This is a genomic window from Pseudomonas sp. NPDC087804 (assembly GCF_044742965.1).
Taxonomy (GTDB): Bacteria; Pseudomonadota; Gammaproteobacteria; order Pseudomonadales; family Pseudomonadaceae; genus Aquipseudomonas; species Aquipseudomonas rustica.
In genome coordinates this window covers 142,722-166,255 of the sequence record NZ_JBIUVN010000004.1, presented here as the reverse complement: position 1 = coordinate 166,255, position 23,534 = coordinate 142,722, and the positions used below count along the sequence as shown (strand labels likewise).

The window sequence follows — 23,534 nt, the reverse complement described above, 5'->3', positions numbered from 1 at the left end:
TACAAGGGGAGCGGGCCGCTTACATTCTCATTAAGCCTGCGCTTGACCTTCGGCCAGGAAGAACCAGGTTTCCAGCACGGAGTCCGGGTTCAGCGACACGCTTTCGATGCCCTGCTCCATCAGCCATTTGGCCAGATCCGGGTGGTCGGACGGGCCCTGACCGCAGATACCGATGTACTTGCCGGCCTTGTTGCACGCAGCAATCGCGTTCGCCAGAAGCTTCTTCACCGCCGGATTACGCTCGTCGAACAGGTGCGCGATGATGCCCGAGTCGCGATCCAGACCCAGCGTCAGCTGAGTGAGGTCGTTGGAGCCGATCGAGAAGCCGTCGAAGAATTCGAGGAATTCTTCAGCGAGGATCGCGTTGGATGGCAGTTCACACATCATGATGATGCGCAGACCGTTTTCACCGCGCTTCAAGCCGTTTTCAGCCAGCAGATCGACGACCTGGCTTGCTTCACCGAGGGTACGGACGAACGGCACCATGATTTCGACGTTGGTCAGGCCCATCTCGTTGCGCACACGTTTCAGCGCACGGCACTCGAGTTCGAAACAATCGCGGAACGATTCGCTGATGTAACGCGACGCGCCACGGAAGCCCAGCATCGGGTTTTCTTCTTCCGGCTCGTAGAGCTTGCCGCCGATCAGGTTGGCGTATTCGTTGGACTTGAAGTCCGACAGGCGCACGATGACTTTTTTCGGCGTGAACGCTGCAGCGAGGGTGCTGATGCCTTCGACCAGTTTGTCGACGTAGAAGCCAACCGGATCGTCGTAACCGGCTATGCGCTTGTCGACGCTGTCTTTGATTTCCTGCGGCAGACCGTCGTAGTTCAACAGCGCTTTCGGGTGCACACCGATCATGCGGTTGATGATGAACTCCAGACGGGCCAGGCCCACACCGGCGTTCGGCAGTTGCGCGAAGTCGAAGGCGCGATCCGGGTTGCCGACGTTCATCATGATTTTGAACGGCAGCTCCGGCATGGCATCCACGGAGTTCTTCTTGATGTCGAAGCCCAGTTCGCCTTCGAAGATGTAACCGGTGTCGCCTTCGGCGCACGAAACGGTCACGCCCTGGCCATCCTTCAGCAGTTGGGTGGCGTTGCCGCAACCAACCACTGCCGGAATGCCCAGTTCACGGGCGATGATCGCCGCGTGGCAAGTACGGCCGCCACGGTTGGTGACGATGGCGCTGGCGCGCTTCATTACCGGTTCCCAGTCCGGGTCGGTCATGTCGGAAACCAGCACGTCACCCGGCTGGACTTTGTCCATTTCGGAAACGTCTTTGATGATGCGCACTTTACCGGCGCCGATGCGCTGGCCAATCGCACGACCTTCCACCAGCACGGTGCCGGTTTCTTTCAACAGGTAACGTTCCATGACGTTGGCCTGGGTGCGGCTCTTCACGGTTTCCGGACGGGCCTGCACGATGTACAGCTTGCCGTCGTCACCGTCCTTGGCCCATTCGATGTCCATCGGGCACTGGTAGTGCTTTTCGATGATCATCGCTTGCTTGGCCAGTTCGCTGACTTCAGCGTCGGACAGGCAGAAACGCGCGCGATCAGCCTTGTCGACGTCGATGGTCTTGACCGAACGACCGGCCTTGGCCTCGTCGCCGTAGATCATCTTGATCGCTTTGCTGCCCAGGTTGCGGCGCAGGATCGCCGGACGACCGGCCTCCAGCGTGCCCTTGTGTACGTAGAATTCGTCCGGGTTCACCGCGCCTTGTACGACGGTTTCGCCCAGGCCGTAGGCGCCGGTGATGAACACGATGTCACGGAAACCGGATTCGGTGTCGAGGGTGAACATCACGCCGGCAGTACCGGTTTCCGAACGCACCATGCGCTGCACGCCAGCCGACAGGGCGACCAGTTTGTGGTCGAAGCCCTGGTGCACGCGGTAGGAAATCGCACGGTCGTTGAACAGCGACGCGAACACCTCTTTGGCGGCGCGGATAACGTTTTCCACACCACGGATGTTCAGGAAGGTTTCCTGCTGACCGGCGAACGAAGCGTCCGGCAAGTCTTCGGCGGTGGCGGAAGAACGCACGGCCACGGCCACATCAGGGTTGCCGGCCGACAGCGCGGCGAACGCGGTGCGGATTTCGGCATTCAGTTTTTCAGGGAATTCGGCTTCCATGATCCATTGACGGATCTGTGCGCCGGTTTTGGCCAGGGCGTTGACGTCGTCGACGTCGAGCGCGTCGAGGGCCGCGTGGATCTGGTCGTTGAGGCCGCTCAGTTCGAGGAAATCACGATAGGCCTGAGCCGTCGTGGCGAAGCCGCCGGGGACCGAAACACCGGCGCCTGCCAGGTTACTGATCATCTCGCCCAGGGATGCGTTCTTGCCCCCCACATGCTCAACATCGTGTTTGCCGAGCTTTTCTATGGAAACTACGTACTCTACCAAGGTGATCTCTCCACTAACTGTGTTGGAAAAGCTCAGAAACCGGCTGCTCGGGGGAGCGTTGGCCGGTTGTATGGCCTGGACCTGGAAAATAAGTGAGAATGCTGGCCACTGGCGGCCAACAAATCGCGCCTATCATATCCAAGAATGCTCATAAGTGTCCTGTGTTGCATAGGCATGCCGATGTGGCGAGTGACTGTTGTTGCCAGACAAGGCGCCGCGACAAGTCATAGCTGGCTATGGCGAGGAGCGGCAACGTAGTATGGCGACAACAGGCGCCGCCACATCGGCATTCCTATGCAACACAGGACACTCACTTAAGGCCCAAGGTGCAAATGAAACGATCTGCTTTCTTTATCTCCGATGGCACCGGCATTACCGCCGAAACCCTGGGTCAAAGCCTTCTGGCGCAGTTCGAAAACATTACCTTCAGCAAATTCACGCGACCGTACATCGACAGCGTTGAAAAAGCGCGGGCCATGGTACAACAAATCAACAAAGCCGCTGACACCGACGGCTTTCGCCCGATCATCTTTGACACCATCGTCAATCAGGACATTCGTGAGATTCTCGCGACGTCCAATGGTTTCATGATCGATATTTTCTCGACCTTCCTCGCCCCGCTTGAGCAGGAACTGACCGAGCATTCTTCCTACACCGTCGGTAAGTCGCATTCGATTGGCCACAACTCCAATTACATGGAGCGTATCGAGGCGGTGAACTTCGCCCTCGACAACGATGACGGTGCGCGCACGCACTATTACGACAAAGCCGACCTGATACTAGTGGGCGTGTCGCGCTGCGGTAAGACACCGACGTGTCTGTACATGGCCATGCAGTTCGGCATCCGCGCGGCCAATTACCCGCTGACCGAAGACGACATGGAGCGCCTGACCCTGCCCGCCGCCCTGCGTGCGCACCAGCACAAGCTGTTTGGCCTGACCATCGACCCGGATCGCCTCACCGCGATCCGCAACGAGCGCAAGCCCAACAGCCGCTATTCGAGTTATGCGCAGTGCGAATTTGAAGTGCGCGAAGTGGAGAATCTGTTCCGCCGCGAAAACATTCCGCACATCAATTCGACGCATTTTTCGGTGGAAGAGATTTCGGCGAAGATTCTGGTGGAGAAAGGCGTCGAACGACGCTTCAAGTAACCCCACACGTCACCTGTAGGAGCTGCCGCAGGCTGCGATCTTTTGATCTTGTTTTTAAACATCAACGTCAAAAGATCGCAGCCTGCGGCAGCTCCTACAGTGGGATGTATTGTGTGAGAGATTGGGCAAGAGCCTCAAACCCACTGAGCAACAACCGATCATCCCCCACCGAATTACACACACTCACCCGAATACACTGCGGCACCGCCGCATGCCCGACCGCAAACGCCTCTGCGGTCGCCACCAGATAATTATTCTCCTTCAACTCCGCCGCAATCTGCGACGCCCGCCAGCCTTCCGGCACCTCGACCCAAAAATGCGGACTGTGGCTGTGCGTCTTGTAATTCAAGCCCTCCAGCGCCCCGACCACCAACGCCTTACGCCGGCCAATCTCGTCAATCTGCTCATCCAGCAAGCGCTCGGCCAAGCCGTTTTCGATCCACAGACTCGCCACCTCCATCGCCAGCGGATTGGCCATCCAGCATGTACCGCGAATGGCTGAACTCAAACGGCCGATCAACGCTTGCGGCGCATGCAGATAACCCACGCGCAATCCCGCCGAAACAGCCTTGCTCAAACTGCCGATCAACACCGAACGCTCCGGCGCAAAATAACTCAGCGGTAAAGGCCGCTGACGATCCAGCACGGCGTGGGCTTCGTCTTCGAGGATCAGCAGATTGTGCTGACGGCAGACCTCGGCAATCGCCTCGCGCCGTGGGACGGACATCACCGCCGCCGTAGGATTCTGGATGGTCGGCGTGCAATACAGCGCCGAAACGCGATGCTGACGGCAGATTTCCTCCAGCGCTGACGGTAAAAGCCCTTCGTCATCCATCGCCGCGCCGATCAGCTTTATCCCGAGCTGGCGAGCGACACTGAGCAATCCGGGGTAGGACAAATGCTCGGTCACCACCGTGTCGCCGGCCTTGAGCAAACCCATCAACGCACACAACAAACCGTGCTGGCCGCCGTTGACGCACAACACCTGATCGGCGTGCGGCACAAACGCGTCGTGCTGCAACCACACCGCTCCCGCCTGTCGATGCCGCGCCATTCCTGCTTCAGCGGTGTACCCGGTCAATTGCTGCAGCACTCGCGGATCATTCGCTAACGCTTGAAGGCTCTGACTCATAAACGCCGCTTCCTGCCCCGGAATCGGCTGATTGCGGCTCATGTCGAAACAGGCGGGCGGCTCATCGCTGACATTGCGAAAGCCTTTGTCCTGCGGCCGCTCCATCCCTCTCTGACGCACGTAAGTGCCATCGCCTACACGGGCGACGACCAATCCCACACGCTCCAGCTCACCGTAGGCGCGGCTGATCGTACCGATGGTGACGCCGAGGCTATCAGCCAACAATCGGTGCGGCGGTAATTTGCAGCCAGCGTCGATCACGCCTTCAGCGATAGCTTTTTCCACTGCATCGGCGAGGCGCTGGTACTTCACGCCAACCCCGTGAGTGAGGCCATCACGGAGGATTGACACCATGGCAATACTTACTTTGACAGTCATTCGCGCCCCGAATAGCGTGCTGAAAACAGGTTCAATCAGGGATAGACCTTTTCTGTGACCAGGTCAATTCCGCCGCTCGGAGCACACCGCATGTCGACCGCCGTCAGCACACCGATAAGCATCAGCAAACCCTGGCTTGCCGGATTGATCACCAGCACGTTGTTTCTGATTGTCTGCCTGAGTTGGGGCACGACGTGGCTGGGGATCAAGATTGCTGTAGAAAGTGTGCCGCCACTGACCGCTGCCGGGCTGCGCTTTCTCATCGCATTTCCACTGTTTTTGAGCTTTGCGTTGTTGCGTAGCGAACCGCTGCTGTTCCCTCGGCAGAGCCGCTGGTTTTTTGTGTTCGTCACGCTGTCGTATTTCAGCCTGCCCTACTACCTGCTCAACTACGGCGAAATGCATGTCTCGTCGGGCCTGACAGCGTTGCTGTTCAGCTGCATGCCGGTATTTATCCTGCTGTTTTCCGCGCTGTTTCTGCGCGAGAAAATCTACCCGTCGCAGATGCTCGGCATTGCCATCGGTTTTGGCAGTCTGTTCATGATTATTCGCAGCCAAGGTCTGCATCTGGATCAGGCCGAATGGCTGGGAGTGCTGGCGATTCTCTGCGCCGCCGTGATGCATGCACTGTGCTACGTGGTGACGAAAAAACACGGCAGCGCGATCAGCGTGATCACCTACAACACGCTGCCGATCGGCATTGCCGGGGCGATGTTATTTATTGTCGGATTGAGCGTCGAAACACCGGTGTTCGAGAACATCACGGCACGCTCATGGGGCGCGCTGTTCTACCTCGGGCTGGTGGCCTCGGTGGGCGGGTTTATCGTTTATTTTCTGCTGCTGAAACGCCTGAGCCCGATCATCCTGTCGTTCGTGTTTATCATTTTCCCAGTGTTCGCCGTGATCATCGGCGCCTGGTACGAGGGGCAAACCCTGTCCCGGGAGCTGATGATCTATTCGACGATTTTGTTGAGCGGTTTTGCCATCACCAAATTGCCCATCGAAAAATGGCGAAAATCGTCCGTGTAGGAGCTGCCGCAGGCTGCGATCTTTTGATCTTGACCTTAAAAACAAAGATCAAAAGATCGCAGCCTGCGGCAGCTCCTACAGGGAGCGTGTTTGTACCTTCAGATCACGAACAGGTCGACGAAGCGATTTACCGGGGTGGACTCGAGTCGGGTTGGATCCTTACACAGTGCGAAGATCTCGCCGCTGCGCTGACCGGTAAAACGCGTGGCCAGATTGGCTTTGAATTTTTCTTCGAGCAACGGAATGCCCTCGGCGCGGCGGCGACGATGCCCGATCGGGTATTCCACGACGACGTTTTCGCTGCTGCTGCCATCCTTGAAAAACACCTGCACGGCGTTGGCAATCGAGCGCTTGTCAGGCTCCAGGTATTCGCGGGTGAAACGCGGCTCTTCGACGATGACCATTTTCTCGCGCAGCACATCGATGATCGGGTGCGCCTTGTGGAAATCGTCTTCGTATTGCTCGGCGACCAGATTGCCGAACGCCAGCGGCACGGCGGTCATGTACTGGATGCAGTGGTCACGGTCAGCAGCATTGGCCAGCGGCCCGACTTTGGAAATGATGCGGATCGCCGATTCGTGAGTGGTGATGACGATGCGGTCGATTTCATGCAGACGATTGCGCACTTGCGGGTGCAGGGTCACCGCCGCTTCGCAGGCCGTTTGCGCATGAAATTCGGCGGGGAAGCTGATCTTGAACAGGACGTTTTCCATCACGTAACTGCCGAACGCGCGCGAGAAACTGAAAGCGCGTTTTTCTTCCGGTTTCAGCGCCAGATCGTTGTTGCTGTGGCTGAACAGCACCTCATAAAAGCCCCACTGTTTTGCCGTCAGCACGCCGGGAATGCCCATCTCGCCGCGCATGGCGATGTCGGCCAGGCGCACGCCACGACTCGACGCATCCCCCGCCGCCCAGGATTTTCGCGAGCCGGCGTTTGGCGCATGACGATAAGTGCGCAGCGCTTGGCCGTCGGCGAAAGCGTGGGACAACGCCGACAACAGTTGTTCGCGATTGGCGCCCATCAGTTTGGCGGTGACGGCGGTGGAGGCGACTTTCACCAGAATGACGTGATCAAGTCCTACGCGGTTGAAGGAGTTTTCCAGGGCGATCACGCCTTGAATCTCGTGGGCCATGATCATCGCTTCGAGCACATCGCGGATCGTCAGTGGCGCTTCAGCGTTGGCCACGCGTTTTTGCGAGAGATGATCGGCCACCGCGAGAATCGCACCGAGGTTGTCGGATGGATGGCCCCACTCGGCGGCGAGCCAGGTGTCGTTGTAGTCGAGCCAGCGAACGATGCAACCGATGTCCCACGCGGCTTTGACCGGGTCGAGACGATAGGAAGTGCCGGGGACGCGCGCGCCAAACGGCACGACGGTGCCTTCGACGATCGGGCCGAGGTGTTTGGAGCATTCGGGAAAACGCAGTGCGAGCAGGCCGCAGCCTAACGTGTCCATCAGGCAGTTGCGGGCGGTGTCGAGGGCTTCGGTGGATTCGGCTTTGAAGGTGAGGACGTAGTCGGCGATGTCCTGCAGGACACGGTCGTAGTCGGGGCGGTTGTTCAGGTCGACGTTGGCGCTCATGTTCGATTCACTCTTGAAGTGGTTCGTTGATGGGACCTCGGTTCAGGGCTAACAATTTCTTATTGTTGAAATGCAATCCCTGTAGGAGCTGCCGAAGGCTGCGATCTTTTGATCTTGACCTTCAAAAACAAGATCAAAAGATCGCAGCCTTCGGCAGCTCCTACAGGGCGAAGCAATCCAGGGTGGCGTCCGGTGTTGGGTCAGAAGGAATCGCCCGGGACGCGGACGTAGCCTTCCATCAGCACCCGAGCACTGCGGCTCATGATGGCTTTTTTCACAATCCACTCGCCGTTTTCCAGACTGGCTTCAGCACCAACCCGCAACGTCCCGGACGGATGCCCGAAGCGCACGGCATTGCGTTCAACGCCGCCCGCCGCGAGGTTCACCAAGGTGCCGGAAATGGCCGCCGCCGTACCAATCGCCACCGCCGCCGTGCCCATCATCGCGTGGTGCAACTTGCCCATCGACAACGCGCGCACCAGCAAATCGACATCACCAGCGCCAATCGCCTTGCCACTGGAAGCCACATAATCCGCAGGCTTGGCAACAAACGCGACTTTCGGCGTGTGTTGCCGTTTCGCCGCTTCATCCAGATTGGCAATCAGGCCCATGCGCAGCGCGCCATACGCACGAATCGTCTCGAACATTTGCAGCGCTTTCGGATCGCTGTTGATCGCGCCTTGCAACTCGGTGCCGGTGTAGCCAATGTCTTCGGCGTTGACGAAAATCGTCGGGATGCCGGCGTTGATCATCGTCGCTTTGAACGTGCCGACAACCGGCACTTCCAGCTCATCGATCAGGTTGCCGGTGGGGAACATCGAGCCACCACCGCCCTCTTCTTCCGCCGCCGGATCCATGAATTCAACCTGCACTTCAGCGGCCGGAAAGGTCACGCCGTCGAGTTCGAAATCACCGGTTTCCTGCACTTCGCCGTTGGTGATCGGCACGTGGGCGATGATCGTCTTGCCGATGTTGGCCTGCCACACGCGCACCACTGCAACACCGTTGTGCGGAATGCGGCTGGCCTCAACCAAGCCATTGCTGATGGCGAACGAACCGACCGCTGCCGAGAGGTTGCCGCAGTTGCCGCTCCAGTCGACGAATGGCTTGTCGATGGAGACCTGACCGAACAGGTAATCGACATCGTGATCAGCCTTGAGGCTTTTCGACAGGATCACGGTTTTGCTGGTGCTTGAAGTGGCGCCGCCCATGCCGTCGATTTGCTTGTCGTACGGGTCGGGGCTGCCGATCACGCGCAGCAGCAGAGCGTCGCGAACCGGCCCGGGAATCTGCGCCGCTTCGGGCAAATCCTTGAGGCTGAAAAACACGCCTTTGCTGGTGCCGCCGCGCATGTAGGTGGCGGGGATCTTTATTTGTGGTGCGTGAGCCATGGTGCTCCTTATCCACAGGCGTGAGACCGAGATCTCACGCCTGCATCAGTAGATTTAAACGGCAACCGCCGACTCTTCAAGGAAGTCCTGAGCGAAACGTTGCAACACGCCGCCGGCCTCGTAGATCGACACTTCTTCAGCGGTATCCAGACGGCAAGTCACCGGCACATCAACACGCTCGCCGTTCTTGCGATGGATCACCAGCGTCAGATCCGCGCGCGGCTTGCGCTCGCCGATCACGTCGTAGGTTTCGCTGCCGTCGATGGCCAGGGTGTGACGGTCGGTGCCTGCTTTGAACTCCAGCGGCAGCACGCCCATGCCCACCAGGTTAGTGCGGTGAATGCGTTCGAAACCTTCAGCGGCAATCGCCTCGACACCGGCCAGACGCACGCCTTTCGCCGCCCAGTCGCGGGACGAACCCTGACCGTAATCGGCGCCGGCGATGATGATCAGTGGCTGTTTGCGCTCCATGTAAGTTTCGATGGCTTCCCACATGCGCATGACCTTGCCTTCCGGCTCGACCCGCGCCAGCGAACCCTGTTTGACCTTGCCGTTTTCCACGACCATTTCGTTGAACAGTTTCGGGTTGGCGAAGGTCGCGCGCTGCGCGGTCAGGTGGTCGCCACGGTGCGTTGCGTAGGAGTTGAAGTCCTCTTCCGGCAGGCCCATTTTCGCCAGGTATTCGCCAGCGGCGCTGTCGAGCATGATCGCGTTCGAAGGCGACAGGTGATCGGTGGTGATGTTGTCGGGCAGCACCGCCAGCGGGCGCATGCCCTTGAGCGGACGTGCGCCGGCCAGTGCGCCTTCCCAGTACGGCGGACGGCGAATGTAGGTGCTCATCTCGCGCCAGTCGTACAGCGGCGTGACTTTCGGGCCGGTGTCTTCGTGGACGGCGAACATCGGAATGTAGACCTGACGGAACTGCTCAGGCTTGACCGAAGACTTCACCACGGCGTCGATTTCTTCGTCGCTTGGCCAGATGTCTTTCAGGCGGATTTCCTTGCCGTCGACCACGCCCAACACATCTTTTTCGATATCGAAACGGATGGTCCCGGCGATGGCGTAAGCGACCACCAGCGGCGGCGACGCGAGGAACGCTTGCTTGGCGTACGGGTGGATGCGGCCGTCGAAGTTGCGGTTGCCCGAGAGCACCGCAGTCGCATACAGATCGCGGTCGATAATCTCTTGCTGGATCACCGGATCGAGCGCGCCGGACATGCCATTGCATGTGGTGCAGGCGAAGGCGACGACGCCGAAACCGAGCTGCTCCAGTTCAGTGGTCAGCCCTGCTTCGTCGAGATACAGCGCAACGGTTTTCGAACCCGGCGCCAGCGAGGATTTCACCCACGGCTTGCGGGTCAGGCCGAGCTTGTTGGCGTTGCGCGCGATCAGGCCAGCGGCGATGACGTTGCGCGGGTTGCTGGTGTTGGTGCAACTGGTGATGGCGGCGATGATCACCGCGCCGTCAGGCATTTGCCCGGGGACGTCTTCCCACTGACCGGAGATGCCTTTGGCTGCCAGATCCGAGGTCGCGACGCGGGCGTGCGGGTTGCTCGGACCGGCCATGTTGCGCACCACCGAAGACAGATCGAAAGTCAGGCCGCGCTCGTATTGCGCGCCTTTCAGGCTGTCTGCCCACAGGCCGGTCAGCTTGGCGTATTGCTCGACGAGCTGCACTTGCTGGTCTTCACGACCGGTGAGTTTCAGGTAATCGATGGTCTGCTGATCGATGTAGAACATCGCTGCGGTGGCGCCGTATTCCGGGGCCATGTTGGAGATGGTTGCGCGGTCGCCGAGGGTCAGCGCAGCGGCGCCTTCACCGAAGAACTCCAGCCATGCGCCAACGACCTTTTGTTTGCGCAGGTATTCGGTCAGCGCCAGCACCATGTCGGTGGCGGTGATGCCCGGTTGCAGCTTGCCGGTCAGTTCAACACCGACGCTTTCCGGCAGGCGCATCCACGACGCGCGGCCGAGCATCACGCTTTCGGCTTCGAGGCCGCCGACACCGATGGCGATCACGCCCAAGGCATCAACGTGCGGCGTGTGGCTGTCGGTGCCAACGCAGGTGTCGGGGAACGCCACGCCTTCACGCACCTGGATCACCGGCGACATTTTCTCCAGGTTGATCTGGTGCATGATGCCGTTGCCCGGCGGGATCACGTCGACGTTCTTGAAGGCCTTTTTCGTCCAGTTGATGAAGTGGAAGCGGTCTTCGTTGCGCCGGTCTTCGATGGCGCGGTTTTTCTCGAACGCCTGCGCATCGAAACCACCGGCCTCGACGGCCAGCGAGTGGTCGACGATCAGTTGCGTCGGCACTACCGGGTTGACTTGCGCCGGGTCACCACCCTGCAACGCGATCGCGTCGCGCAGGCCAGCGAGGTCGACCAGCGCGGTCTGGCCGAGAATGTCGTGACAGACCACACGGGCCGGAAACCACGGGAAATCGAGGTCGCGTTTGCGTTCGATCAGTTGCTTGAGGGAATCGGTGAGCGTGGCCGGGTCGCAGCGACGCACGAGGTTTTCCGCCAGCACGCGGGAGGTGTACGGCAGGGTGTCGTAACTGCCGGGCTGAATCGCTTCGACCGCCGCGCGGGCGTCGAAATAATCCAGAGGGCTGCCGGGCAGGGTTTTGCGGAATTCTGTGTTCATCGGGTCAGGACTCGGGTCACGGTAATTTCAAAGGGTGATGCCAGAAACCTGAGTTACACACCGTCCACTGTGGCAGCGAGCCTGCTCGCGAAAGCGGTAGATCAGTCGACATCCATGCTGGATGTCAGTCCGTCTTCGCGAGCAGGCTCGCTCCCACAGGGTCTAGCGGTGCTCTCTGGTTCCGGGTCAGCTCACCATTCAGCGACGTTCGATTGGCACGAACTTGCGCTGTTCGACGCCGATGTACTCGGCGCTTGGGCGGATGATGCGGTTGTTGGCGCGCTGTTCGAACACGTGCGCGGCCCAGCCGGTCAGGCGCGAGCAGACGAAGATCGGCGTGAACAGCTTGGTTGGAATGCCCATGAAGTGGTACGCCGAGGCATGGTAGAAATCGGCGTTCGGGAAGAGTTTTTTCTGCTCCCACATGGTCTTGTCGATGGCCTCGGAAACCGGAAACAGCACCTTGTCGCCGACTTCATCAGCCAGCTGCTTCGCCCAGCCTTTGATCACTTCGTTGCGCGGGTCGCTGTCCTTATAGATCGCGTGGCCGAAGCCCATGATCTTGTCTTTGCGCTCGAGCATGCCGAGGGTGCCTTTGATCGCGTCTTCCGGCGACGAGAAGCGTTCGATCATTTCCATCGCCGCTTCGTTGGCGCCGCCATGCAACGGACCGCGCAGCGAACCGATGGCGGCGGTCACGCAGGAATACAGATCGGACAGCGTCGAGGCGCAAACGCGGGCGGTGAAGGTCGAGGCGTTGAATTCGTGCTCGGCGTAGAGGATCAGCGACACGTTCATCACTTTAACGTGCAGTTCGCTCGGCTTTTTGTCGTGCAGCAGGTGCAGGAAGTGGCCGCCGATGGTTGGCTCGCTGCTCACGCAGTGGATGCGCTTGCCGTCGTGGCTGAAGCGATACCAGTAGCACATGATCGCCGGGAATGCGGCGAGCAAACGGTCGGTCTTGTCGCGTTGCTCGGAGAAGTCTTTCTCTGGCTCTATGTTGCCGAGGAACGAGCAACCGGTGCGCATCACGTCCATCGGGTGGGCGTCGGCGGGGATGCGTTCGAGGACTTCTTTCAGCGCTTGCGGCAGGTCGCGCAGCTTGCTCAGCTTGCCTTGGTATTCGTCGAGTTGCGCCTGGGTTGGCAGTTCGCCGTAGAGCAGCAGGTACGCGACTTCTTCAAATTGCGCATCGGCTGCCAGTTCGCGCACGTCGTAGCCGCGATAGGTCAGCCCGGCACCGGCCTGGCCCACGGTGGACAGTGCGGTTTGCCCGGCAACCTGGCCACGGAGCCCGGCGCCACTGAGTACTTTTGCTTCGGCCATTTCTATCTCCAATCTTGAATTTGTTAGGGAGTGTGGCGAAAAGATCGCAGCCTCGTTGCACTGTAGGAGCTGCCGCAGGCTGCGATCTTTTGATCTTTATTTCTTCGCAGCAAACAACGCATCGAGCTTCTGCTCGAACGTGTGGTAATCAATACGATCGTAAAGCTCCATGCGAGTCTGCATGGTGTCGATGACATTCTGCTGCGTGCCATCGCGGCGGATCGCCGTGTAGACGTTTTCCGCCGCCTTGTTCATCGCGCGGAACGCCGACAGCGGATACAGCACCAGCGACACATCGGCGCCAGCCAGTTGCTCGGTGGTGTACAGCGGCGTCGAGCCGAACTCGGTGATGTTGGCCAGAATCGGCGCTTTCACGCGGTTGGCGAACAGTTTGTACATCTCCAGCTCGGTGATGGCTTCCGGAAAGATCATGTCAGCGCCAGCCTCGATGCACGCGGCAGCGCGATCCAGTGCCGATTCCAGACCTTCCACCGCCAGCGCATCGGTACGCGCCATGATCACAAAGCTGTCATCGGTGCGCGCATCAACGGCGGCTTTGATGCGGTCGACCATTTCCTGCTGACTGACGATCTCTTTATTAGGACGGTGGCCACAGCGCTTGGCGCCCACCTGATCCTCGATGTGAATCGCTGCCGCGCCGAACTTGATCATCGACTTCACCGTGCGCGCGACGTTGAACGCCGATGAGCCGAAACCGGTGTCGACATCGACCAACAGCGGCAGATCGCAAACGTCGGTGATGCGGCGCACGTCGGTGAGCACGTCATCCAGACCGGTGATGCCCAGATCCGGCACGCCGAGCGAGCCTGCGGCCACTCCGCCACCGGACAGGTAGATCGCCTTGAAACCGGCGCGCTTGGCCAGCAGCGCGTGGTTGGCGTTGATCGCGCCGACCACTTGCAATGGATGCTCGCTGGCGACCGCATCGCGGAAACGCTGGCCTGGAGTGCTGTGCTTGGAACTCATGACTCACCTCGTTCAGTGGCTGTCTTATTGTGGGCGCCGTCCTGGTAATGACGGGCGATGTTGCGTTTCGAGGCGCCGATGTGGCGGCGCATCAACAATTCCGCGAGCTCGCCGTCACGGTCGGCGATGGCATCGAGAATCCGGTGGTGTTCGGCAAAGGCCTGGCGTGGGCGGTTCGGCGTGGTGGAAAACTGGATGCGGTACATGCGCACCAGTTGATACAGCTCGCCGCAGAGCATTTGGGTCAGCGTGCGGTTGCCGCTGCCCTGAATGATCCGGTAGTGAAAGTCGAAATCGCCTTCTTGCTGGTAGTAGCCGACGCCGGCCTGAAACGCGGCGTCGCGCTCGTGGGTTTCCAGCACCCGGCGCAGTTCGTCGATTTCTTCGACGCTCATGCGTTCGGCCGCTAGACGGCAGGCCATGCCTTCGAGGGATTCGCGGATTTCGTAGAGTTCGATCAGCTCGGCATGATTGAGCGAGACCACGCGCGCGCCGACATGCGGGACGCGCACCAACAGGCGCTGGCCTTCGAGTCGGTGAATCGCCTCACGCAATGGTCCACGGCTGATGCCGTAAGTGCGCGCCAGTTCCGGCTCGGAGATTTTGCTGCCCGGGGCGATCTCGCCTTTGACGATGGCCGCCTGAATACGCCGGAAGACGTTTTCCGAGAGCGTCTCGGAATCGTCACCGTTGATGACCGGGGGATCGAGTTGATCCAGCATGATTGTCGACACCTTTAAATCCAATGCGGCAAAAACTAGCTAATTCAGCCGAATCAGTCAAAGGATAAATGGGTATTGTCGACAATCGTCTAATAACCTTAAAAGATCGCAGCCTTGGGCAGCTCCTACAGGGATCAGTGTAGGAGCTGCCGCAGGCTGCGATCTTTGGATCTTGTATAGACCGCCCCCAGCGCTGGCGCCATAAAACCACCGTGCTAGAATGCCGCCCGCATTTGCTGGCCATTTGTACGGCTTGTCATAAAAAGCTGCCAGGCACACGCAGGCGCTTGCGCAAGTCTTGCCAGGCACCTGAACCGACCACGGAACGCTGCGCACCAGGATTTATGAGACTCAAGCCTTTTCCCACATTCTTTGCCCTGTTTTGCCTGCCCGGCCTCGCCGCCGCGGGGGAAAAAACCGTGTACGGCCTCAACGAATACGCTTCGCTTGACGGCATCAATCTCGAAGTCGCGGCCAAACTCGACACCGGCGCGAAAACCGCCTCGCTGAGCGCCCGCGACATCAAACGCTTTAAACGCAACGGTGAGTCCTGGGTACGTTTCTACCTGGCGATCGACGCCGCGCATTCGCACCCGATCGAACGGCCACTGGCCCGCGTCAGCAAAATCAAACGCCGCGCCGGCGACTACGACCCGGAAGAAGGCAAGAAGTACACCGCCCGTCCGGTAATCGAGCTGGATATCTGCATGGGTACGGCGATGCGCAGCATCGAAGTGAACCTGACCGACCGAAGTGCGTTCCAATACCCGCTTTTGATCGGCTCCGAAGCGTTGAAACGCTTCGACGCGCTGGTCGACCCCAGTCTTAAATACGCTGCCGGCAAACCCGCCTGCACCATCGCCGCTCATACCGCCGAGTAATTTCCATGCGTTCTCTAACCTTCCACCTGAAAATCCTGATCACCATTTTGGTGTTACTGGGCGTTTCGGTTACGGCCTATCAGATTTTCGTACTCGGCATCCCGGTGACCGAAGATGCTACCGACGACTTGTGGAACATCGACGCCAAAGTCGAGTTCGTCGCCAGCACCAAGGATCCGGTGAAGATCCAGATGTTCGTACCGCCGCTGAGCCGCGATTACGTCAGCCTCAATGAGAGTTTTATTTCCAATAACTACGGCGTCGCGGTGAACCGTGTCGACGGCAACCGCAAGGTCACCTGGTCGGCACGTCGCGCCAAGGGCAACCAGACCCTTTATTACCGTCTGGTGCTGACCAAGCGTTACACCGCGGAAAAATCCAAGGTCAAAGGCCCGACTTTCCGCGACAGCATCGCCATCGAAGGCCCGGAAAAAATCGCTGCCGAGGCCCTGCTCGCGCCGATCCGCCAACACTCGGCTGATGTTGAAACCTTCATCGGCGAAGCGATCAAACGCGTCAACAACCTCAACGACGACAACGTGAAACTGCTGCTGGCCGGCGATCCGTCGACTGCGCACAAAGCCAAAATCGTCGAACTGCTGCTGTCCATCGCCCACGTACCCGTGGAAAAAGTCCACACCATCCGCCTCGTCGCTGATCAACCGCAAATGCCCGAACTGTGGCTGCGCAGCTTCAACGGCAACGATTGGCTGTATTTCAACCCGGAAACCGGCGAGCAAGGCCTGCCGACCGACCGCCTGCTGTGGTGGACCGGCGATGAAAACCTGATCACCGTCGACGGCGGCAAGAAAGCCAATGTGACCTTCAGCCTGAACAACAGCGAGATGAACGCAATTCGTCTGGCCAAGCTGACCGACGAGAATACCGACGCCAACTTCCTCGAATACTCGCTGTACGGCTTGCCGCTGCAGACCCAGCAGACCTTCATGATCATGGTGATGATCCCGATCGGCGTGCTGGTGATCCTGATCCTGCGCAACCTGATCGGCCTGCAAACCCTCGGCACATTCACCCCGGTACTGATCGCCCTCGCCTTCCGCGAGACGCAACTGGGCTTCGGCATTCTGCTGTTTACCGTGATCACGGCGCTGGGGCTGTCATTACGTTCCTATCTGGAACACCTGAAGCTGCAAATGCTGCCGCGACTCTCGGTGGTGCTGACCTTTGTCGTGGTGTTGATCGCGGCGATCAGTCTGTTCAGCCATAAACTCGGTCTGGAACGTGGTCTGTCGGTGGCGCTGTTCCCGATGGTGATTCTGACCATGACCATCGAACGCCTGTCGATCACCTGGGAAGAACGCGGCGCCAGCCATGCGATGAAAGTTGCGATCGGCACGCTGTTCGCGGCGTCCCTGGCGCACCTGATCATGACCGTGCCGGAGCTGGTGTACTTCGTGTTCACCTTCCCGGCGATCCTGCTGATTCTGGTCGGCTTCATGCTGGCGATGGGTCGTTATCGCGGCTACCGCCTGACCGAACTGGTGCGCTTCAAGGCTTTCCTGAAGAAGGCTGACGCCTGATGTTCGGTTTCTGGAAGACCTGGAAGGCGCTGGAAGCGCGCGGCATCATGGGCATCAATCGGCGTAACGCCGACTACGTGCTCAAGTACAACAAGCGCAGCCTGTACCCGATCGTCGATGACAAAATCATCACCAAGGAACGCGCAATCGAGGCCGGCATCCACGTGCCGGAATTGTATGGCGTGATTTCCACCGAGAAGGAAATCGACAAGCTCGGCGAGATCATCGGCGGGCGCAGCGACTTCGTGATCAAGCCGGCGCAGGGCGCTGGCGGTGACGGCATCATCGTCGTCGCCGACCGTTTCGAAGGCCGTTATCGCACGGTGTCGGGCAAGATTGTTGACCACGAGGAGCTTGAGCACCACATCTCGAGCATTCTCACCGGTTTGTACTCGCTGGGCGGCCACCGCGACCGCGCGCTGATCGAATATCGGGTGACCCCGGATCAGATCTTCAAAAGCATCAGTTATGAAGGTGTGCCGGACATCCGCATCATTGTGCTGATGGGTTATCCGGTGATGGCGATGCTGCGTTTGCCGACCCGGCAATCCGGCGGCAAGGCCAACCTGCACCAGGGCGCGATTGGCGTCGGTGTCGATCTGGCGACGGGTCTGACGTTGCGCGGCACCTGGCTGAACAACATCATCACCAAACACCCCGACACCACCAACGCGGTGGACGGCGTGCAACTGCCCTACTGGGACGGTTTCATGAAACTCGCGGCCGGCTGTTATGAGCTGTGCGGGTTGGGGTATATCGGCGTTGATATGGTGCTGGATCAGGAGAAAGGCCCGCTGATTCTGGAGCTGAATGCGCGGCCCGGGTTGAATATTCAGATCGCTAACGACTGTGGGCTGACGTTGCGTACCCATGCGGTTGAGGCGCGGCTGGAAGAGCTGAAGGCGCGTGGGGTGGTCGAGACGGCTGAAGAGCGAGTGGCGTTTACTCAGGAAATGTTTGGGCATATTCCCGCCGTCGAAGGCTGATCTCCCCCGATGATCGTTCCCACGCTCTGCGTGGGAATGCATCCCGTGACGCTCCGCGTCACAGTGGACGCAGAGCGTCCATGGCGGCGTTACCACGCAGAGCGTGGGAACGATCAGTAAAACCCCGATCTGCTCCCTTTCCCCTCGCCCCCTTGGGGGCGGTCCGACGTTTCTGGAGGGCTGGGGTGAGGGGGTGGCTTTTGACTTTGATCTGACATCGGAGAGGACTACAATCCCCACCCCGCCTCAACGGCCGATCTGCCCCGCCCATGTTGACCTGTTCCGTACACCCGCTGCCCTACCGCGCCAATCCTGCCGACTATTTCGCGGCCATCCGCCACGCGCCCGGCGCCGTGCTGCTCGACAGCGGCCGGCCGAGTGCCGACCGTGGCCGTTATGACCTGCTCAGCGCCTGGCCGCTGGAACAACTGGCGGTGTTACCGGACGAGAGTGGCAGTCATTTCCTCCAGCGGTTGCGCGACAACCTTAGTCGCCTGGGCGAGGCGTTATTGCCTGATGAATACGAACTGCCATTCGCCGGCGGCTTGATCGGTTACCTCAGCTACGACTTCGGCCGGCATCTGGAAAACCTGCCAAGCCAGGCCCGCGATGATCTGCAATTGCCTGACGCACGTTTCGGCCTGTACGACTGGGCGCTGATCAGCGATCACCAGACGTCAACCAGCCAATTGGTCTTTCACCCGTCCGTGATCGACAGCGAGCAACAGCGGCTGATTTTGTTGTTCACGCAGCCAGTCGTTAGTGCTTTAACCCCGTTCAAGCTCAACGACCCGATGGTCGCCGACCTCTCGGCCGACGATTATCGTCAGGCCTTCGAACGCATTCAACATTACATCCAGGCCGGCGATTGCTATCAGGTCAACTTCGCTCAACGCTTCCGTGCTGAGTGCCAAGGCGACCCGTGGCTGGCCTATTGCGCATTGCGCGAAGCCTGCCCGACGCCGTTCTCCGGTTTCCAGAGCCTGCCCGACGGTGGCGCGGTGTTAAGCCTGTCGCCGGAGCGCTTCGTCAAAGTCAGCCAGCGCCAAGTGGAAACCCGCCCAATCAAAGGCACCCGCCCCCGAGGCCTGACCCCAGCCGAAGATGCCGCCAACGCCGCCGAACTGCTGGCCAGCCCCAAGGATCGTGCGGAAAACCTGATGATCGTTGACCTGCTGCGCAACGACCTCGGCCGCACTTGCCGCATCGGCTCGGTGCGGGTACCGGAATTGTTCAGTCTGGAAAGCTATCCGAACGTGCATCACCTGGTCAGCAGCGTCACCGGCGAATTGGCGGATGATCGCGACGCACTGGATTTGATCGCCGGCAGCTTCCCCGGCGGCTCGATCACCGGCGCGCCGAAAATTCGTGCGATGCAGATCATTGATGAGCTGGAGCCGACCCGGCGCGGGTTGTATTGCGGTTCGTTGCTGTACCTGGACGTGCGCGGCGAGATGGACAGCTCCATCGCGATTCGCAGTCTGTTGGTCAAGGATGGGCAGGTGTGCTGCTGGGGCGGTGGCGGGATTGTTGCGGATTCGGACTGGCAGGCTGAGTATCAGGAGTCGATCACCAAAGTCAGAATCCTCCTCGAAACCCTGCAAAAACTCTGAGTAATGATCGTTCCCACGCTCTGCGTGGGAACGCAGCCCGGGACGCTCGGCGTCCCATCCAAAGCCGAACGCGGAGCGTCCGTTGAGGCATTCCCACGCAGAGCGTGGGAACGATCATTTAGCCAGGCTTACAGGCTGAGGTCGCGGTTGGAGGCTTTTAGGAATTCCTGCTTCAACTCAGCAAAGGTATGCACCGCCGGAAACTGCGGAAACTCGCGAATCACATTCTCCGGCGCATGGAACAAAATCCCCGCATCCGCCTCACCCAGCATCGTCGTATCGTTATACGAATCCCCCGCCGCAATCACCCGGTAATACAGGCTCTTGAACGCCAGCACCGACTGACGCTTCGGATCTTTCTGACGCAACTGATAGCTGGTCACCCGCCCGGTTTCGTCAGTAATCAGACGATGGCACAGCAACGTCGGGAAGCCCAACTGACGCATCAGCGGCTGCGAGAACTCATAAAACGTGTCCGACAGAATCACCACCTGAAAGCGCTCGCGCAGCCAGTTGACGAACTCCACCGCGCCGTCCAGCGGCTTCAGCGTGGCGATCACTTCCTGAATGTCCGACAGCTTCAAGCCGTGCTCATCGAGGATGCGCAGACGCTGCTTCATCAGCACGTCGTAATCGGGAATGTCCCGGGTGGTGGCCATGAGGGAGTCGATTCCGGTTTTTTCAGCGAAGGCGATCCAGATTTCCGGCACCAACACCCCTTCAAGATCCAGGCAAGCAATTTCCACAAGACACTCCCGTTTGTATTGATTATTTGAGTCGAGCGAGGCCGAACTCTAGCGACTCAAATCCACTCGCGCAACGCACAGCGCGCCCCGAGCCGCGCAGCTTTTTGTTACCATCGGCCCCATATAGAGCGCCCAGCGCCACCGACCTGTAGGAAGCCGCCCTGATGAGTGCAACGTTCGACGTCGTGGAACTCGCCACGACCTATGCCAACAAATCCGCGCAAGACATTCTCAAACTCGCCTTTGCCGAGTTCGGTGATGACCTGTGGATATCTTTCAGCGGCGCCGAGGATGTGGTGCTGGTGGACATGGCCTGGAAGCTCAACAAGAACGTCAAGGTGTTCAGCCTCGACACCGGCCGCCTGCACCCGGAGACCTACCGCTTCATCGATCAAGTGCGCGAGCACTACAAGATCGACATCGAGCTGGTGTCGCCGGACTACACGAAACTGGAACCGTTCGTGAAGGAAAAAGGCCTGTTCAGTTTCTACAAGGACGGCCACGGCGAATGCTGCGGCATCCGTAAGATCGAACCGCTGCGCCGCAAGCTGTCAGACGTCAAAGCCTGGGCCACCGGCCAGCGCCGCGACCAGAGCCCGGGCACGCGCAGTGCCGTGGCAGCGATGGAAATCGACACGGCGTTCTCTACTCCGGAACGCACCCTGTACAAGTTCAACCCGCTGGCGCAGATGACCAGCGAAGAGATCTGGGGTTACATCCGCATGCTCGAGCTGCCGTACAACAGCCTGCATGAACGCGGTTTCATCAGCATCGGCTGCGAACCGTGCACCCGCCCTGTCCTGCCAAATCAGCACGAGCGCGAAGGGCGCTGGTGGTGGGAAGAAGCGACGCAGAAAGAGTGTGGGCTGCATGCGGGGAATATCCTCAGTAAGTCCAACAGCTAAAAGATCGCAGCCTGCGGCAGCTCCTACAGGTGACCGCATTCCCATGTAGGAGCTGCCGCAGGCTGCGATCTTTTGATCTTGAAAAAATGTGTACACACGAATGTCACCATCGGTGCCATTTGTGTGTGCACTTTTTTGTTTCCGCGCCCTGAAAGGTTACATCCCCTCCGAAATCCCCACGCTTTTGCTCCCCGCCCAAATCCCCCGCCGAAAATAAATACCTGTTCAAACGGTCAATTTTTAATCACCACATTTCAGTGACTTAGCGCTCATCGATAACTTTTCGAAATGAGCAACGCTGTCGATAGATCAGTAACTGGCACAAATCTGGCTTTAGTGCATACATGTTTTGTATACAAAACTGCAAAACATAAACACACTTTCGATCCGCAAGCCTGAAGCGCCCTATCCCGTACAGGCTGCAGATGCCCCGTAACCAGTGATGTTTCACTGCCACGACGAAGATTTGTGGCTTAAGCACAGTCATCGCGGCGCTGAACATCAGGAGCCTGCCGGAATGCGTACAAGTCTCTCCAATAACATCGCGCTGAATCTGCCCGCCTCTGCCCTCGATCAACCGTCGTCCTACGACGGTCTGGCCGAACCGTTACAACTGAGCCCCCGCCTGCATAACAGCGACCTCGCGCCGACCAAGGCCGAAGGTCGACGCTGGGGCAAATACAGCATCTTCGCCCTGTGGACGAACGACGTGCACAACATCGCCAACTATTCCTTCGCCATCGGCTTGTACGCGTTGGGCCTGGGTGGCTGGCAGATTTTGCTGTCGCTGGGGATCGGCGCGGCGCTGGTGTACTTCTTCATGAACCTGTCCGGTTACATGGGGCAGAAAACCGGGGTGCCGTTTCCGGTAATCAGCCGGATCAGTTTCGGCATTCACGGTGCGCAAATTCCTGCATTGATCCGGGCGGTTATCGCCATCGCCTGGTTCGGCATTCAGACGTATCTGGCGTCAGTAGTCCTACGAGTGCTGCTCACGGCAGTGCATCCCGGTTTCGCCGAATACGACCACAACTCGATTCTCGGGCTGTCGACGCTGGGCTGGGCATCGTTCGTGGCGATCTGGTTCGTGCAACTGGCGATTCTCGCCTACGGCATGGAAATGGTGCGTCGTTACGAGGCGTTCGCCGGGCCGGTGATTCTGCTGACCGTCGCCGCCCTCGCCGCATGGATGTACTTCCAGGCCAACGCGACCATCGCCTGGTCGACCCGCGATCCGCTGACCGGTGGCGAGATGTGGCGCAACATCTTTGCCGGCGGCGCATTGTGGCTGGCGATCTACGGCACGTTGATCCTCAATTTCTGTGACTTCGCTCGCTCTTCGCCATGCCGCAAGACCATCAAGGTAGGAAACTTCTGGGGTTTGCCGGTGAATATTCTGGTGTTCGCTGCGATTACCGTGCTGCTCTGTGGCGCGCAATTTCAGATCAATGGCCGAATCATCGAAAGCCCGACGGAAATTATCGCGTCGATTCCCAACACGTTCTTTTTGGTGCTGGGTTGCCTGGCCTTCCTGATCGTCACCGTGGCGGTGAACATCATGGCCAACTTCGTCGCCCCGGCTTTCGTGCTCAGTAACCTGGCGCCGAAATACCTGACCTTCCGCCGCGCCGGGCTGATCAGCGCGACCATCGCCGTGCTCATCCTGCCGTGGAATCTCTACAACAGCCCGCTGGTGATCGTGTATTTCCTGTCCGGCCTCGGCGCCCTGCTCGGCCCGTTGTACGGGGTGATCATGGTCGACTACTGGCTGATCCGCAAAGGCCGGGTCAACGTGCCGCAGCTCTACAGCGAAGACCCGAACGGCGCTTATTACTACAGCCGTGGCATCAACCTGCGCGCCGTTGCCGCGTTCATTCCAGCGGCGCTGATCGCCATCGTGCTGGCGCTGGTGCCGGGTTTCCACAGCGTCTCGCCGTTCTCCTGGCTGATCGGTGCCGGCATCGCCGGAATGCTCTACCTGATCATCGCCAAACGCGAAGCGCACTACGCCGACGTCAGCGGCGAGTCGATCGCGGTCGACAACGTCTGCCATTAATTTCCCTCGCGGCCCGGATGTCGGGCCGCAGAACTGCCCGCTATAAGGATTT

The 23,534-nt window shown here is 59.4% G+C and carries 17 protein-coding genes; 8 read left to right on the top strand and 9 right to left on the bottom strand.

Features of this window, described 5'->3' with window-relative positions:
* Positions 1–30 precede the first annotated feature (30 nt).
* Positions 31–2,406 (bottom strand): phosphoenolpyruvate synthase, encoded by a 2,376-nt coding sequence (ppsA, locus tag ACIOMO_RS10665; protein WP_401240491.1) that lies wholly within the window; start codon positions 2,404–2,406, stop codon positions 31–33.
* Positions 2,407–2,738: 332 nt separating this feature from the next.
* Between ppsA and ACIOMO_RS10660 the strand changes: the two genes are divergently transcribed.
* On the top strand, positions 2,739–3,557 hold the full coding sequence (locus tag ACIOMO_RS10660) for a pyruvate, water dikinase regulatory protein (protein WP_053118702.1): 819 nt from the start codon (positions 2,739–2,741) through the stop codon (positions 3,555–3,557).
* Between the two features lie 94 nt (positions 3,558–3,651).
* Here the strand turns inward: ACIOMO_RS10660 and ACIOMO_RS10655 are convergent, their stop codons facing one another.
* Positions 3,652–5,067, bottom strand: coding sequence for a PLP-dependent aminotransferase family protein (locus ACIOMO_RS10655; protein WP_401240489.1), 1,416 nt, complete (start codon positions 5,065–5,067; stop codon positions 3,652–3,654).
* A 90-nt stretch (positions 5,068–5,157) separates the two neighbouring features.
* Here ACIOMO_RS10655 and ACIOMO_RS10650 point away from each other — a divergent pair, with 90 nt between their 5' ends.
* On the top strand, positions 5,158–6,096 hold the full coding sequence (locus tag ACIOMO_RS10650; protein ID WP_401240486.1) for a DMT family transporter: 939 nt from the start codon (positions 5,158–5,160) through the stop codon (positions 6,094–6,096).
* 98 nt (positions 6,097–6,194) lie between these two features.
* Here the strand turns inward: ACIOMO_RS10650 and prpD are convergent, their stop codons facing one another.
* The 6 genes from prpD to ACIOMO_RS10620 form a co-directional block, all read right to left on the bottom strand.
* Positions 6,195–7,679 carry a 2-methylcitrate dehydratase gene (gene prpD / locus ACIOMO_RS10645; RefSeq protein ID WP_401240484.1) on the bottom strand — a complete coding sequence of 495 codons (1,485 nt, stop codon included), beginning with the start codon at positions 7,677–7,679 and terminating at the stop codon, positions 6,195–6,197.
* Positions 7,680–7,879: 200 nt separating this feature from the next.
* Positions 7,880–9,070, bottom strand: a complete 1,191-nt coding sequence (prpF, locus tag ACIOMO_RS10640; RefSeq protein WP_401240481.1) for a 2-methylaconitate cis-trans isomerase PrpF — start codon at positions 9,068–9,070, stop codon at positions 7,880–7,882.
* A 54-nt stretch (positions 9,071–9,124) separates the two neighbouring features.
* Positions 9,125–11,719, bottom strand: a complete 2,595-nt coding sequence (gene acnD / locus ACIOMO_RS10635; RefSeq protein WP_401240479.1) for a Fe/S-dependent 2-methylisocitrate dehydratase AcnD — start codon at positions 11,717–11,719, stop codon at positions 9,125–9,127.
* Between the two features lie 198 nt (positions 11,720–11,917).
* Positions 11,918–13,045, bottom strand: coding sequence for a 2-methylcitrate synthase (gene prpC / locus ACIOMO_RS10630; protein ID WP_401240476.1), 1,128 nt, complete (start codon positions 13,043–13,045; stop codon positions 11,918–11,920).
* A 96-nt stretch (positions 13,046–13,141) separates the two neighbouring features.
* Positions 13,142–14,032: a methylisocitrate lyase gene (gene prpB / locus ACIOMO_RS10625; protein WP_007916432.1), complete on the bottom strand. Its 891-nt coding sequence runs from the start codon at positions 14,030–14,032 to the stop codon at positions 13,142–13,144.
* Entirely contained in the window at positions 14,029–14,751 is a 723-nt protein-coding gene (locus ACIOMO_RS10620; protein ID WP_172680069.1) for a GntR family transcriptional regulator, read from the bottom strand. The genes prpB and ACIOMO_RS10620 overlap by 4 nt, the downstream gene beginning before the upstream one ends.
* A 347-nt stretch (positions 14,752–15,098) precedes the next feature.
* On the opposite strand from ACIOMO_RS10620, the gene ACIOMO_RS10615 reads away from it, so the two are divergent.
* From ACIOMO_RS10615 to pabB, 4 genes are all read left to right on the top strand, one after another.
* Positions 15,099–15,635: an ATP-dependent zinc protease gene (locus ACIOMO_RS10615; RefSeq protein WP_053116866.1), complete on the top strand. Its 537-nt coding sequence runs from the start codon at positions 15,099–15,101 to the stop codon at positions 15,633–15,635.
* A 5-nt stretch (positions 15,636–15,640) separates the two neighbouring features.
* Complete coding sequence (locus tag ACIOMO_RS10610; RefSeq protein ID WP_159815415.1) at positions 15,641–17,176, top strand: inactive transglutaminase family protein; 1,536 nt, start codon at positions 15,641–15,643, stop codon at positions 17,174–17,176.
* On the top strand, positions 17,176–18,162 hold the full coding sequence (locus ACIOMO_RS10605; RefSeq protein ID WP_053116864.1) for an alpha-L-glutamate ligase-like protein: 987 nt from the start codon (positions 17,176–17,178) through the stop codon (positions 18,160–18,162). Before ACIOMO_RS10610 ends, ACIOMO_RS10605 begins: the two co-directional genes overlap by 1 nt.
* 269 nt (positions 18,163–18,431) lie before the next feature.
* Complete coding sequence (gene pabB / locus ACIOMO_RS10600) at positions 18,432–19,775, top strand: aminodeoxychorismate synthase component I (RefSeq protein ID WP_401240472.1); 1,344 nt, start codon at positions 18,432–18,434, stop codon at positions 19,773–19,775.
* A 128-nt stretch (positions 19,776–19,903) separates the two neighbouring features.
* On the opposite strand, the gene thrH is transcribed toward pabB, so the two are convergent.
* Positions 19,904–20,521 carry a bifunctional phosphoserine phosphatase/homoserine phosphotransferase ThrH gene (gene thrH, locus ACIOMO_RS10595; protein WP_401240469.1) on the bottom strand — a complete coding sequence of 206 codons (618 nt, stop codon included), beginning with the start codon at positions 20,519–20,521 and terminating at the stop codon, positions 19,904–19,906.
* A 164-nt stretch (positions 20,522–20,685) separates the two neighbouring features.
* Here thrH and ACIOMO_RS10590 point away from each other — a divergent pair, with 164 nt between their 5' ends.
* On the top strand, positions 20,686–21,426 hold the full coding sequence (locus ACIOMO_RS10590) for a phosphoadenylyl-sulfate reductase (protein WP_401240466.1): 741 nt from the start codon (positions 20,686–20,688) through the stop codon (positions 21,424–21,426).
* A gap of 517 nt (positions 21,427–21,943) precedes the next feature.
* On the top strand, positions 21,944–23,482 hold the full coding sequence (locus tag ACIOMO_RS10585; RefSeq protein WP_401240463.1) for an NCS1 family nucleobase:cation symporter-1: 1,539 nt from the start codon (positions 21,944–21,946) through the stop codon (positions 23,480–23,482).
* Positions 23,483–23,534: the final 52 nt, after the last annotated feature.

Coding starts and splice junctions, on each gene's coding strand:
- ACIOMO_RS10660 (WP_053118702.1), top strand. CDS start 2,739: ATGAAACGATCTGCTTTCTTTATCTCCGATGGCACCGGCATTACCGCC.
- ACIOMO_RS10655 (WP_401240489.1), bottom strand. CDS start 5,067: ATGACTGTCAAAGTAAGTATTGCCATGGTGTCAATCCTCCGTGATGGC.
- ACIOMO_RS10650 (WP_401240486.1), top strand. CDS start 5,158: ATGTCGACCGCCGTCAGCACACCGATAAGCATCAGCAAACCCTGGCTT.
- prpD (WP_401240484.1), bottom strand. CDS start 7,679: ATGAGCGCCAACGTCGACCTGAACAACCGCCCCGACTACGACCGTGTC.
- prpF (WP_401240481.1), bottom strand. CDS start 9,070: ATGGCTCACGCACCACAAATAAAGATCCCCGCCACCTACATGCGCGGC.
- acnD (WP_401240479.1), bottom strand. CDS start 11,719: ATGAACACAGAATTCCGCAAAACCCTGCCCGGCAGCCCTCTGGATTAT.
- prpC (WP_401240476.1), bottom strand. CDS start 13,045: ATGGCCGAAGCAAAAGTACTCAGTGGCGCCGGGCTCCGTGGCCAGGTT.
- prpB (WP_007916432.1), bottom strand. CDS start 14,032: ATGAGTTCCAAGCACAGCACTCCAGGCCAGCGTTTCCGCGATGCGGTC.
- ACIOMO_RS10615 (WP_053116866.1), top strand. CDS start 15,099: ATGAGACTCAAGCCTTTTCCCACATTCTTTGCCCTGTTTTGCCTGCCC.
- ACIOMO_RS10610 (WP_159815415.1), top strand. CDS start 15,641: ATGCGTTCTCTAACCTTCCACCTGAAAATCCTGATCACCATTTTGGTG.
- ACIOMO_RS10605 (WP_053116864.1), top strand. CDS start 17,176: ATGTTCGGTTTCTGGAAGACCTGGAAGGCGCTGGAAGCGCGCGGCATC.
- pabB (WP_401240472.1), top strand. CDS start 18,432: ATGTTGACCTGTTCCGTACACCCGCTGCCCTACCGCGCCAATCCTGCC.
- ACIOMO_RS10590 (WP_401240466.1), top strand. CDS start 20,686: ATGAGTGCAACGTTCGACGTCGTGGAACTCGCCACGACCTATGCCAAC.
- ACIOMO_RS10585 (WP_401240463.1), top strand. CDS start 21,944: ATGCGTACAAGTCTCTCCAATAACATCGCGCTGAATCTGCCCGCCTCT.